The sequence below is a fragment of the Pseudoalteromonas sp. NZS100 genome (genome assembly GCF_015864815.1).
Taxonomy (GTDB): domain Bacteria; phylum Pseudomonadota; class Gammaproteobacteria; order Enterobacterales; family Alteromonadaceae; genus Pseudoalteromonas; species Pseudoalteromonas distincta.
On the sequence record NZ_JADYWM010000006.1, the window covers coordinates 105,772 to 118,420 of the forward strand.

The 12,649-nt window shown below is 39.4% G+C and carries 10 protein-coding genes; 4 read left to right on the forward strand and 6 right to left on the reverse strand.

The annotated features are described in order from the left end of the window. Positions 1-5 precede the first annotated feature (5 nt). Both trpB and trpA read left to right on the forward strand, forming a co-directional pair. Complete coding sequence (gene trpB, locus I6E69_RS08235; RefSeq protein WP_002961582.1) at positions 6-1,190, forward strand: tryptophan synthase subunit beta; 1,185 nt, start codon at positions 6-8, stop codon at positions 1,188-1,190. Then, entirely contained in the window at positions 1,187-2,008 is an 822-nt protein-coding gene (trpA, locus tag I6E69_RS08240; protein ID WP_024595006.1) for a tryptophan synthase subunit alpha, read from the forward strand. Before trpB ends, trpA begins: the two co-directional genes overlap by 4 nt. Before the next feature lie 66 nt (positions 2,009-2,074). Here the strand turns inward: trpA and I6E69_RS08245 are convergent, their stop codons facing one another. Both I6E69_RS08245 and I6E69_RS08250 read right to left on the reverse strand, forming a co-directional pair. Beyond that, complete coding sequence (locus I6E69_RS08245; RefSeq protein WP_024595007.1) at positions 2,075-2,653, reverse strand: type 1 glutamine amidotransferase domain-containing protein; 579 nt, start codon at positions 2,651-2,653, stop codon at positions 2,075-2,077. Positions 2,654-3,034: 381 nt separating this feature from the next. Beyond that, a complete protein-coding gene (locus I6E69_RS08250) occupies positions 3,035-3,304 on the reverse strand; it encodes an HU family DNA-binding protein (protein ID WP_002961590.1) in 270 nt (89 codons plus the stop codon). A 191-nt stretch (positions 3,305-3,495) separates the two neighbouring features. Between I6E69_RS08250 and I6E69_RS08255 the strand changes: the two genes are divergently transcribed. Beyond that, a complete protein-coding gene (locus tag I6E69_RS08255) occupies positions 3,496-4,071 on the forward strand; it encodes an inner membrane-spanning protein YciB (RefSeq protein ID WP_197121023.1) in 576 nt (191 codons plus the stop codon). Between the two features lie 66 nt (positions 4,072-4,137). After that, positions 4,138-4,779, forward strand: a complete 642-nt coding sequence (locus tag I6E69_RS08260; protein ID WP_002961594.1) for a CPBP family intramembrane glutamic endopeptidase — start codon at positions 4,138-4,140, stop codon at positions 4,777-4,779. 134 nt (positions 4,780-4,913) lie between these two features. Here the strand turns inward: I6E69_RS08260 and I6E69_RS08265 are convergent, their stop codons facing one another. The 4 genes from I6E69_RS08265 to prpF all read right to left on the reverse strand — a co-directional run bounded on the left by I6E69_RS08265 (position 4,914) and on the right by prpF (position 12,645). Continuing rightward, positions 4,914-6,794 carry a hypothetical protein gene (locus I6E69_RS08265; RefSeq protein ID WP_197121024.1) on the reverse strand — a complete coding sequence of 627 codons (1,881 nt, stop codon included), beginning with the start codon at positions 6,792-6,794 and terminating at the stop codon, positions 4,914-4,916. Between the two features lie 9 nt (positions 6,795-6,803). After that, the gene (locus I6E69_RS08270; protein WP_197121025.1) at positions 6,804-7,895 is read right to left on the reverse strand and encodes a hypothetical protein; all 1,092 of its coding nucleotides are present in this window, start codon (positions 7,893-7,895) and stop codon (positions 6,804-6,806) included. 61 nt (positions 7,896-7,956) lie between these two features. Continuing rightward, on the reverse strand, positions 7,957-10,977 hold the full coding sequence (locus I6E69_RS08275; RefSeq protein WP_197121026.1) for a hypothetical protein: 3,021 nt from the start codon (positions 10,975-10,977) through the stop codon (positions 7,957-7,959). 501 nt (positions 10,978-11,478) lie between these two features. Continuing rightward, positions 11,479-12,645 (reverse strand): 2-methylaconitate cis-trans isomerase PrpF, encoded by a 1,167-nt coding sequence (prpF, locus tag I6E69_RS08280; RefSeq protein ID WP_149602829.1) that lies wholly within the window; start codon positions 12,643-12,645, stop codon positions 11,479-11,481. Positions 12,646-12,649: the final 4 nt, after the last annotated feature.

The window sequence follows — 12,649 nt, forward strand, 5'->3', positions numbered from 1 at the left end:
TTAAAATGCAAAATCCAGCTTATTTTGGCGAGTTTGGCGGTATGTTTGTACCCGAGTTACTTGTCCCTGCGCTTAAGCAGTTAGAAAACGAATTTAACAAAGCACAAAAAGATCCTGAGTTTCAGGCTGAGCTAAGTAAATTATTAAACGAGTATGCGGGTCGTCCTACCCCACTTACTTTAACGCGCAATTTAGTTAAAAACCCAAAAGTAAAACTGTATCTAAAGCGTGAAGACTTATTACACGGCGGCGCACATAAAACCAACCAAGTACTTGGCCAAGCGTTACTTACTAAGCGCATGGGTAAAAAACAAGTAATTGCTGAAACAGGCGCGGGCCAACACGGCGTTGCAACCGCGCTTGCATGTGCACTACTGGGTTTAAAATGTCGAATTTATATGGGCGCAAAAGACGTTGAACGTCAGCAACCAAACGTATTTAGAATGAAGTTAATGGGCGCAGAGGTTATTCCGGTAACAGCGGGTTCTGGCACATTAAAAGATGCAGTAAATGAAGCCCTGCGTGACTGGTCAGCAAATTATCAAGACGCGCATTACCTACTAGGCACGGCTGCGGGTCCTCACCCATTCCCAACAATTGTACGTGAGTATCAAAAAGTTATTGGTGAAGAAGCTAAACAACAAGTACTTAAAGCCGAAGGTCGTTTACCTGACGCTGTAATTGCCTGTGTTGGTGGTGGTTCAAACGCAATTGGTATGTTCACTGACTTTATTGACGAGCCAGGCGTTAAATTAATTGGTGTTGAGCCTGCTGGGAAAGGGCTTGATACAAATGAGCACGGTGCAACAATTTGTAAAGGCACTAAAGGCATATTACACGGTACTTACACGTACATTATGCAAAATGACGATGGCCAAATTGAAGAGTCTTACTCTGTATCAGCGGGTCTTGATTACCCTGCGGTTGGTCCTCAGCACGCATTTTTACACGAAACCGGTCGAGCGCAATACGTGGGTATCACAGATACAGAAGCGCTTGATGCGTTTCAATCACTTGCTAAAAACGAAGGGATCATTCCGGCGCTTGAATCAAGCCATGCGCTTGCTTATGCACTTAAGTATGCAGAAGAGCAAACCGAGGAAAGCGTTTTAGTTATTAATTTAAGTGGTCGTGGCGATAAAGATTTAGCACACGTTCACAATGTACTATCTGAAAGAGGTCAGCTATGAGCCAAGTAAAAACGGATCGTTACGGTAAAATGTTTGCAGCGCTTAACGAGAAAAAACAAGGTGCGTTTGTACCATTTGTAACAATTGGCGACCCAGGTAAAGAGCAAAGTGTTGCGATTATTAAAAGCTTAATTGACGGCGGCGCTGATGCACTTGAGCTTGGTATTCCGTTTTCTGATCCGATTGCGGATGGTCCTGTAATTCAAAAAGCTAATATTCGCGCACTTGATGTGCACATTAACACGCAAGATTGCTTTGATGTTATTAAAGAGATACGCGAGTATAACGCCGATATTCCAATTGGATTATTGCTTTACTCAAACCTTGTTTTTAAGCGCGGCATAGAAGCATTTTACAAAGATGCAAAAGCGGTAGGTGTAGACTCTATTTTAGTGGCTGACGTGCCTCTGCATGAATCTAAGATATTTAGAAAGTCAGCAATGGATAACGGTGTAGACCCAATTTTTATTGCAACACCTAATGCAGATGATGACACACTTCGCCAATGCGCCTCTTACGGTCGTGGTTATACGTATTTACTATCGCGCGCTGGTGTTACCGGTACCGATACTAAAGCACAAATGCCAGCGGGTAATATTGTCACTAAATTAAAAGAATACCATGCAGCTCCTGCTCTTTTAGGGTTTGGTATTTCAACACCAGATGATGTAAAAGCCGCACTTAACGCAGGCGCAGCAGGTGCTATTTCAGGCTCTGCTGTAGTTAAAATTATTGAAGCTAACCTTAACGATTTAGACGCAATGACAACGCAGTTAAAAGCATTTGTTAGTGAAATGAAAGCCGCAACCGCATTATAAAAAGTGTAAATTTACGCATTAAAAAAGGGCATTTAAAATGCCCTTTTTTGTTTTTTAAAAAGCAAATTAGTGAGCTTGGTGTTTACCCTCTAAAATCTCTTCAATAAACTTAGCATTAAATGCTTCTAAATCAGCTGGGCTTCGGCTTGTTACCAAACCTTGGTCTACACATACTTCTTGATCGACCCAATTAGCACCTGCATTAATTAAATCGCTTTTAATACTAGGAAAAGAAGTAATAGTACGGTCGCGCAATTTATTAATTTCAGCTAACAACCACGGTGCGTGGCAAATAGCAGCAACGGGTTTATTTTTTTCTGCCCCAAAAAAGCCATCAATAAATGCTTTAGCATCTTTATCTTGGCGTAAACTGTCTGGATTAAATAAACCACCAGGAAGCATAAGCGCGTCGTAATCAGCAGGATCCGCGTTTGTAACTAGTTTATCTACTGTTACTTTATCGCCCCACTTGTCTTCATCCCAGCCAGTAATTTGACCTTCTTTAATTGATACTATTTCGATGTTCGCACCAGCATCAAGTAATGCGCTGCGTGGAGATAAAAGCTCACTTTGCTCAAATCCATCAGTGGCTAAAATTGCGATTTTTTTGCCTTGTAAACGTGTGCTTGTTTGTAATGTACTCATTGAGATCTCCTTATTTTCTTAAAAGGTATATTTAAAATACACAATCAAAAAAGCACGATGCGTGCCGATAACAAGCAATTGAAAATAAAGGATTTAATTTAAGTAGGATTTATAATCCATGTAAATTATTTAGAGATTATGAATAATGTACATAAGTGCGACTTTATTTCCAGCCCATGTAATTTAACACCACCAAAAGCGAGGTATAAAACCTCACCTACAGCATATTTCCCCATTGGTGCGTTTACTTCGCGCTCATGTAATTTAAAGCCATTAAACGCGACGTGTAATCCTGACCTACAGTATATACCCGTAGGTGCGAATTTACTTCGCGCTCATGTAGCTTATCTATCAATACGAGGTTTAAAACCTTAAATAAATTTAAAGCAGATCTTTTAACGCCTTAGCTGGTTTAAAAACCGCTTTATTTGCGCCTTCTATTTCAATTGCAGCCCCTGTTTGTGGGTTACGCCCAGTACGCGCTGGGTAATAACTTAGCGCAAAGGTACCAAAGCCATTAATTTGAACTTGATCGCCCTCAGAAAGCGATTTAGTAATGACTTTTTGCAAGCTTGAAAGTGCCGCTTGAGAATCTTTTTTTGTTAATTCACTTTTTTGTGCAATGGCAGCAACGAGTTCTGCTTTATTCATTTTAGGCTCCTAAATACACGCCAAATCAGTGTTGGTTAAGCGTGGGAATATGATGATATGAAAAATACCAAACCAAATTGGTAATAAAGCCACGCAGGCTAAGGGTTACAGGGCAACAAGTCAACCTTGTAGTTGCTAAGCTTTATGTGGTAAAAAGCCTTTGACTCTTTTTTGTATAATTTAGGTAGTATATGCACGCATTAATTGAATACATTCCACTCATACTGTTTTTTGCAGTGTTTAAACTCGTCGATATTTATTGGGCTACTGGTTTATTAATGGCCACTACGCTTATTCAAGTTGCTTATAGCTACTTTAAACATGGCAATGTGCCTACTCGTCATTGGATATTTTTTGGCATTGCTGCCGTGTTTGGTACGCTAACGCTGGTACTTCATGATGAGCAATACATTAAATGGAAAGCAACACTCATATATGCAGGTTTAAGTTTAACGTTACTTGTTAGCCGTTATGTACTTAATAAAAATCTCGTTAAAAAAGCGCTTAGCTCAATCCTCGAAAACGCTAATGATACAAAACAAGCCATCGTTGTCCCAGAACCATTATGGGATAAGCTTAACCTAATGTGGGTTGTTATAACTGCTGGTATAGCGGCACTAAACATTTATATTGCATACAATTTTTCGCTCGACTTTTGGGTTAACTTTAAAGTGTTTGGTTTAATGGGTATTACTTTTGTAAGCATTTTTGCCACCATTATTGCCTTGTACAAATACCTCCCTGATGAAGAGGAAGCAGCAAAGTAAGCCCCCTCGTCATAAAAGTGTCGTCTTAGCTTGTTAGCTTATTAAAAAAAGCAAGTTGAGACGACCTTGAACGCTAATCAATATCGCTGGTTTGAATTTACCCTCATTTTTATATTGCTGCCCTTGTTGGGTTTTGGATTACGCGAGCATTTAGCTAATTGGCTTATCCCTGCGCTTATTATACTTATGAGTGTGTGTTGTATGTTGCTACTAGGCGATCCCCATTTTAAACGGTTTAGACTCACAAGCCTTGGGCAATTTTCTGCTGTTAAAAGGCGTGTGTTTAGCTTCTTTTTTTTAGGTGCGCTGTTCTCAGGCATGTTTTACGGGATTATTCATCAAGGCAACTGGTTTACCCTTCCCCGTAACTCGTTTAATGATTGGCTTTTACTGCTGGTGCTGTATCCAATACTGTCGGTTATTCCTCAAGAATTAATATTCCGAACGTATTTTTTTCATCGTTATAAACGCATCATGCCAAAAAAAGCAGTGCGTATTGTAGTCAGTGCGAGTGTATTTGCGTTGGCGCATATTGTGTATGCCAATTGGATTGCAGTAGCCTTAGCCTTTTTGGGCGGTTTACTGTTTGCGTATACCTACGCACAAAGCCGCTCAACGGTCGTGTGTGTTATTGAACACAGCTTATGGGGGCTATGGATGTTTACACTCGGGATTGGCAGCTACCTCGATTCAGGCGCATTTAACTAATATAACAAACATTAAAAAATCCGATACTAGAAAACTAATATCGGATTTTGAATAGCTATAAAAACACTTCACTCATCGCAAAAAGCGCTGAGCTGTAAGGCATATGCTGAGTTTTTAATTATTTAATCTAATGGTTAAAATAACGACTCAAACTCACCATTTGGAAATAAAACACCAGGAATACCACGTACCGCAGCAACATCAGCTAGTTTAGTATCACCAAAATATAAACCGCCACTGTAATTACGGCCCTTTTGCTTTACATCTAACCAACGTCCATTTTCGCCTTTTGCTATTAGATTAATGTTGCCATTAACATCACGGATACGTAAATCTAACGCGCGGTTTTTTATGCTAACAAATATATCTGTAGAAGTAAGTTCTGATAAGTTTTCCACATCGCCTACGTACGCAAATTTAAAATCGCTTGCACCATTCAATGGAAAATCTAATTCAAAAGTAAATGCTAAATCGTCATTATCTTCACCAACAAAAGGCGAAGCCTCTACTGCTGTGATATGAAATGCAGTGCTTTGAATGTCGCTTACGTAATCACCATTAAAATCAAAAGTAGATAACGTGGTTGACTCCTCACCTAGTGAATTAACAAAACGATTTAAGTTTACTGATAAATCACCTTCGAGTTTACCCGCTGCTTTATTGATAATTACGTTGGTGGTTACCTGTGTAATACCCGTATCGGCTTCTGGGTTTAATTCACTTTGAGCATCTATGCCATCAAACTCAATCAGCAACTCACTTACATCCACACTTAATACCGTAGCACCATTTGTGACCGTTGCGCTCATTACACCTTCGATTTTATTACCTAATACACCACTTACTCTGAAAGTTGGAATTGATAAATCAATGGTTATAGGTAACTCATCATATGTGCCAGTAATAGCCCAAGTATAAGGTGATTGGTTGTAATCAATATCTAAATCACGAAGCTTATATTGCCCCGATGGTGTAGAGCCATCAGCTAGTGGTGAATAATTTGTGATAACTTCGTTTAAAGCATTACTAAGTGCATCAAGGGTTCTTTGTGTATCTTCATCAAACGCACCTTCAAGCTCAGTAAATTTTGCGTCTAATTCATCTGAATAGCTTTTTTCTTGAAGTCTTGCAACACCAATTATATTTCGCGTATCAACAAGTAACTCTCTTGAGTCTAAGCTTTGCACTTCTGCTGAGCGAGCCTGCCAATTTGCAAATGTAGTTACACTTGCAATCGTTTGCTTAACTTGACCAGCTACATTTTTCAGCAAAGCATTACCTTGGTCGCTAAATAAGTTGTCTGTAACATACTGCGCTGCTAAATCGCTGTAATCTTGCCATGCTTGCTGGTCAGTCTCCAAGTTAGTAAATGCATTAAAAGCACTTTCAACACTAAACGAACTATCAGCAACACCAGCTAAAATTGCCGCGTAGGTGAAGGCATTTGTCACCATTTCTGCTTCAACACTTGCATTTAAATTACTGTGCGTTAAATGATAAAAAGGCGTGGCTGATAAACTCGCCTGTGTAGCACTAAAGCCTTCTTCTGTAATTGCTTTGCTCAATGGTGATAAATAAACCTTATTTACACCCGGTGCACTAAATGCATCCGCTTTGTAATTAAGAGTAACGGCTGTCAATTCTTGGTAATCGATTAACCGGTTTGCGTTTAAGTCATTTACATCACCACGCACAGTTCTGCCACAACCTGTAAATCGCGGACAAGGTAGAGTGGTATCGCTAGGTATAAACTCAAAACTATTAAAAGTAAGTGGAGTTACACTTACACTCGCAGTATTGATGTTTTCGACTTCAATTGATTCTTGCACCACCCCATCGCTATCTAAAACATTAAGCGTGCCCTGTGGTGATTGCCAATTAGATACATAAAAACTGACAGAAGAAGATGTAGCAATTTCACTCACTGCAACAGATTCTGAACTGTCACTGTCTGATGAAGAACCACAACCGGCCAATGCAATAGCGACCCCTAAAGGTATAATTTGTTTTAACATCTTCATTCCTTAAAACTTAATGTTCACGTACCAATTCACATTCGCATAATAGGCTTTATCTAAATCTAGGCTATCAGTTTGTAAATTAAGACCAAAATACTCATTTTCAATACCAACTAAAAATGCTTCGCTTTTTGTTTCGTAGCCTGCTTGTACTCGCCAATGATCCCAAAAGTGAATACGGCCTTTTAATTGGCTAAACGTGTCTTTATCGTAACGTTTTAAAGTTAACTGAGTCGAAAATCGGTCGTTTATTCTGTAATCGGCAAATGCTTGTAGTCGCATTTCCATTTCGAAATCATGAGATACCGTATTTCCAAATGCAGATGTTTTTAATGAAACTGTTGGCTGAGTAATAATATCGCCGTTATCATCTTCGCTAAATGGAATTTCAGTAGTTTGACCCTTTACAGAGCCACTGTCTTCGTACTGAGTTTTATAGAGCAAATCTTTTACGCTAAAACCAACTTTAAGCTCATCATTTACTTGCCAATCGGCAAAAATATCTAGGCTATAGCCTAGCCCTTCAGGCTTTTGTGAAGGTGTAAATTCTTTAAATAAAATATCTTTTGAAAAGTTGTAATCGACAGTTACAGCACCTTCAACTTCATCACTAAAAATCTCACCATTTACAGTGGCATCTTGATAGTGTGAGCTGGCAAAAACAGAAAGCTTAGGTGTTATTGTTAATGCATTTTTATCTAAAAATTTAAAATCATAAGATACGAATACACCATTAGACGTTGCTTGTTTAGCATCAAGGTAATAAGTATAAAATCTATCTTCAAACTCTAAATCATTCTTTTCGGTATGAGTATATTTAGCTGTATCAGGATCAAAGTTAAGAACATAGTCATAACGACTTTGTAAACCCACTTTAAAATTACCGTAGCCAACACCCACTTCAAAAATATTATAGGTAAATGCACTGTCACCCGATTTTAATGGTGCATCAAAATCATCTACAAAGGCTTGTACTGGTTGTGCTTCAGTATAAATTTCTGCGTCAAAATGAGTAAATATCTGAAATTGGTTATCTGCGGAAGCAAGAGGAGAAATAAGAGCTATTGAAAATCCTAACAAGAGAATTTTTTTTTTCATAATAAAATCGCTTTCTATAAAAAAAGGGAAAAGCGATGCTTTCCCCTTTTATAGTTTTAAATTACTTAGATGAATCAATTAAATCAACATCAGTGTAAGACACTACATCACCATCAATGTAAGTGATTGATACACCGTTAGTAACTTTATTGGCTGAACCGAATGACATCATTTCGCCATTGTACATAGCTTTAACATCACCAGTGTAACCTGTAGATTCCATACCAGTTAGAGATAATGTGTAACCCATTGCTGTGTCACCTTTAACCATAACTTCTAATGTACTTTCATCTTCATCACCACTGCTGTCAACCATACCCATTACTTTAAAGTCTAAGTCGCCAGACATACCTTCAAGTGTAACTGTACCCATGTCAGTAGCATCATCAGCAGTTAAATTTAACATGCCTACAAAACCAGACTCACCGTCCATAATTTCAACGTGATTCCAAGTTTCAGTGTTGACGATTTCTGCATCATCAACTGTGTCAGCATCTACTTCACCATCAAAGGTGAAAATTAAACATGAATCTATTTGAGTAGGATCTGTAATTGTACCGGCAGCAAACTGTTCACACTCTTCTAGAGCTGCAGTACGACTTTCGCCTGTAACAAGTTTAATAGATACACCTTCATCTCCCATTAATGTAGCGCCCCAAGCAACAACAAGTTTGTCTCCTTGGTAAGAGGCAGAAGCACTGATCATTTCACCGGTGCTTTCATTCTCTAATGCCAAGGTTAAGGCATCTAAATCATAGTTATATGACCAATCAGGCTGACGTGTTGAGCTGCCATCTCCTGAGTTCCCCATACCACCAAGCTCATCGATAACGTCAACTAGGATATCGGCTGCATCAATAACCGATTGACCACCTGTATTAGTAAGTACAGTCATTGCTGAAAGCGATTCAGAGGTAACTTTGACTGAAGCTGTAGCAACGACTAGTTGAGCTTCTTCTTGTAGATTTAACGCCGTTAATAGTTGTTCATTTGCAAGCTCTGCTTGTACAGCTGCTTCACTCGCCATTATTTCAGCTTGTTCAAGAAGCGTTTCTGCTTCAAGCTCTTCATCAGACTCAGCAACAGAAGCATCTAGGTAATCTTGTGCGGCCTTAATAGATTGTTGAACTGCAAGTTCTAGTACATTAACCGCAGCAGAAAACTCAGAAGCTGCATTTATTGCTGCTTCTACTTTTATCTCTACATCCATAGCAGCAGAATTAACCGCAGACTGAGCGGCTGCCAATGCACTAGTAGATGCAGCTTCTGAAGTGTTTGCAGCTGTTTTCTTTTCGTCAGCAATATCAGCTGTGTTTAAAGCGATTTCTTTAGCAGCTTCGACTTCAATTTCGTATTCAGTGATAATAGATTCTGCATCGATTACTAACTGTGCAAGAGCGGAATCATAAGTTTCTACTTTATTCACCTCTATTAAAGCTAATTCCTCAAGGGTAGCTGCTGTACTAAGTATACTCTGATAATCAGAATTTTGAGATACCAGTAAAGTTGCAGTGTTAACATAGCCTTGAGCTTTCACATGTAGGGTATCTATTGAAGCCGCTAAATTAGAAGCTTCTGCTTCATTTTCTAGCGCAGCTACAGCAGCAACAAATTCAATTGCTGTCTCCAAGTCTGTAACCGTACTAGCAAGCTCTTCAACGTCAACAAGTGTTGCTTCAGCCGACTCTACAGATGCTTGTAGAGATGTAAGTTCTACAGAAGATGCGTCAATTTGAGCTGATAGTTCTACCGCAAGTTCGGCAAAAAAATCACCCTCAATTACACACTCATCTTCAGTACAACCAAGCTCTTCTAAAGCTGCTTGAACAACTATTGCTAATTTAGCTAGCTCCTCATCTGTAGCTGCACCATTTTTAACTGCCTGATCTTTCGCTGCTTTAGCTTTACTTGCAATACCAGCAGAATTTTGTGCAAATTCGGCAATCTCCTCAGCAGTTGCATCTGGATTATTTGCTAAAAAAGCTGCTTCTAATGCGTTTTTAATTGCAACTTCATCACCAGTTGCAATTGCCGTAAACACACTCGCAGTGCTCGAAACTGCAATTTGCAACGTTTTAGCAATATCAGTCGTGCTTAATGTACCGGATGCGATACCTGCTTTAATACTAGCCATCGCATCAGTAATTGATGGTAAACCTTGTATTGATGAAGATAGCTGTGCAATCATCAATACACCTTGAGAAAGGCTTTCTTCACCGTCTACTTCACTTAAATCTACGGCTCCACCATTAGATAAGTCACCAATAAGTGCTGACAATAAAATAACTGCGTCAGGTCCCATTATTTGAACAATAGTATTTAGGCTGGTTGCTGCAATAGAATCAGCATCAATATCACCCTCGGCTTCAAGCAGAGCTTGAGCGACTAACGTAGTTAAAAAAGTTACATTAGCTCTAAACGAACGTGCTACATTTGCATCACCTGCTGCACCACTCGCCTCAGACGAATCAGCTTTTACTGGAGCTACATATTTCACAACAGAAAGCTCTAGGTCTGCTTTATACCACTCGCCAAATTCAATGTTCATGTCGCCATCATTAACGTTATCTTCTTCTGGCGCTGTGTCGTAAGTACCACAACCAACATATGCATCACATCGTAAGAAGCTATCGTCGCCTTCTTCTGAAGTAGTTACTGTAATATATACAGGTCCAGAAAAATTATCTTCCAAGTAAATGCTGTAACGACCACTGTCATTAGTAATTAGCGCATCAGGGTTACCTGCAAGCTTGCTTGCTTCAACGGCTGCGTCGGCGGCATCTTGTGATGTTGCTTCACCCGTAAATGTTTCAGCTTCAGCAGAAGCTTCTAATCTAAATGCAACAGGCACGCTTTCACCTGTTGCGTTTAATGTCATTACACTAACAACTGCACCTTTCATAGCTCCTTTAACAGCTTTACCTGTTACTTCTACATTGAACTGCGCATCATCTGATGAGGTAACAGACTCAACTGGTGGCACATAGACATTTCCATCATTGTCTGAGCCACATGCTGTTAAGCCTAATGTAAGTGCAACTGAAGCTGCGATAGGTGTAAATTTGATCGTACGCTTTAACATTTATTTCTCCTTGATAGCCTAGAATGAGTATCATAAATTAGTTTAGTTGATAGTGATTTATGTAAGCTTTTACATTTAAAAAGCACCAAAAAAGTACACAATCATAACTTTTGTTACTAGAACATTAAAAATACCATTAAGCTATATAGTTATGCTACATATTTATACGTTTTATAGAAGTATTTATCTTTATTCTATGAGCTACTTCTTTATCAGCATCTCTATTATTCAATAACCTATAGACACTCATAAAGAACCAGCACATATTGATACAATATATTCACTTTATTAAATGAATATTACATATAATCTAGTTTGTTAATTATATTCTTCAAGTAAATGCGGTGGATGAGAGCTAAAAAAGACGATAATTCGAAAAATTAATGAAAAAGGATTATTTTTAACGAGTGTGAGTAGGTTTTACTTTAGCTAAGCAAACGTTTATAAAATTTGTTTGCTTAACTAAAATAAATGTTTAGTTGTGCTTAACTTCACCAGTGATTAGTAAGGGACTCTTACAATCCCTTCCATTAATACACGTGCACTTCGGCTCATACTTGCTTTGGTAACTAGCCAGTTACCTGCAGTATTTTTAGCCTCAGCACCTACTTTTAGGGTGCCCGACGGATGACCAAAGTTAACTTCACTCAATGCACCGCCACCAGCGGCTATATTTACGAGTGTGCCTTCAATTGCTGCGGCAGTGCCAATAGCTACAGCGGCTGTGCCCATCATGGCATGATGCAGTTTACCCATCGACATTGCGCGCACGAGTAAGTTAATGTTGGCAGCCTCAATAAATTTACCGCTAGATGCAGTGTAATCTAAAGGCGCTGCAACAAACGCAACCTTTGGCGTATGTTGGCGAGCTTGCGCTTCACTAATGTTAGTGATTAAGCCCATTTTAACAGCGCCATAAGCACGAATGGTTTCAAGCTTTTCAAGCGCTGCAGTATCGTTATTTATATCGTCTTGCAGCTCTGTGCCGGTATAATTAATATCAGCGGCGTTAATAAATACAGTAGGAATACCTGCATTTATCATCGTGGCTTTTAAAGTACCAACACCTGGTACTTCTAAGTTATCAACTACGTTGCCTGTTGGGAATAGCGCGCCATCGCCATCAGCCGGGTCTATAAATTCAAGTTTTACTTCAGCTGCAGCAAAGGTAACGCCATCGAGCTCAAAGTCGCCGGTTTCTTGTACTTCGCCATTGGTCATAGGGACATGCACTAATATGCTTTTTTTAATATTAGCCTGCCACACACGCACAATAGCAACACCGTTATCGGGTACTCGGTTTTTATCGACCAAACCATTACTAATGGCAAAAGCACCGACTGCTGACGTTAAGTTGCCGCAGTTACCGCTCCAATCTACAAAAGGTTTATCTATCGCCACTTGACCAAACAAGTAATCAACATCATGGTCAGCTTGCTCACTTTTACTTAGGATTACGGTTTTACTGGTACTTGATGTAGCACCGCCCATGCCATCCGTTTGTTTGGCATACGGATCGGGGCTGCCAATAACGCGCAGTAATAAATTATCGCGCGCCTCGCCTGCTACTTGAGCAGGCTTTGGCAAATCAGTTAAATTAAAAAACACACCTTTACTGGTGCCGCCACGCATATAGGTTGCAGGCACTTTAATTTGCGGTTTAAACATAGTG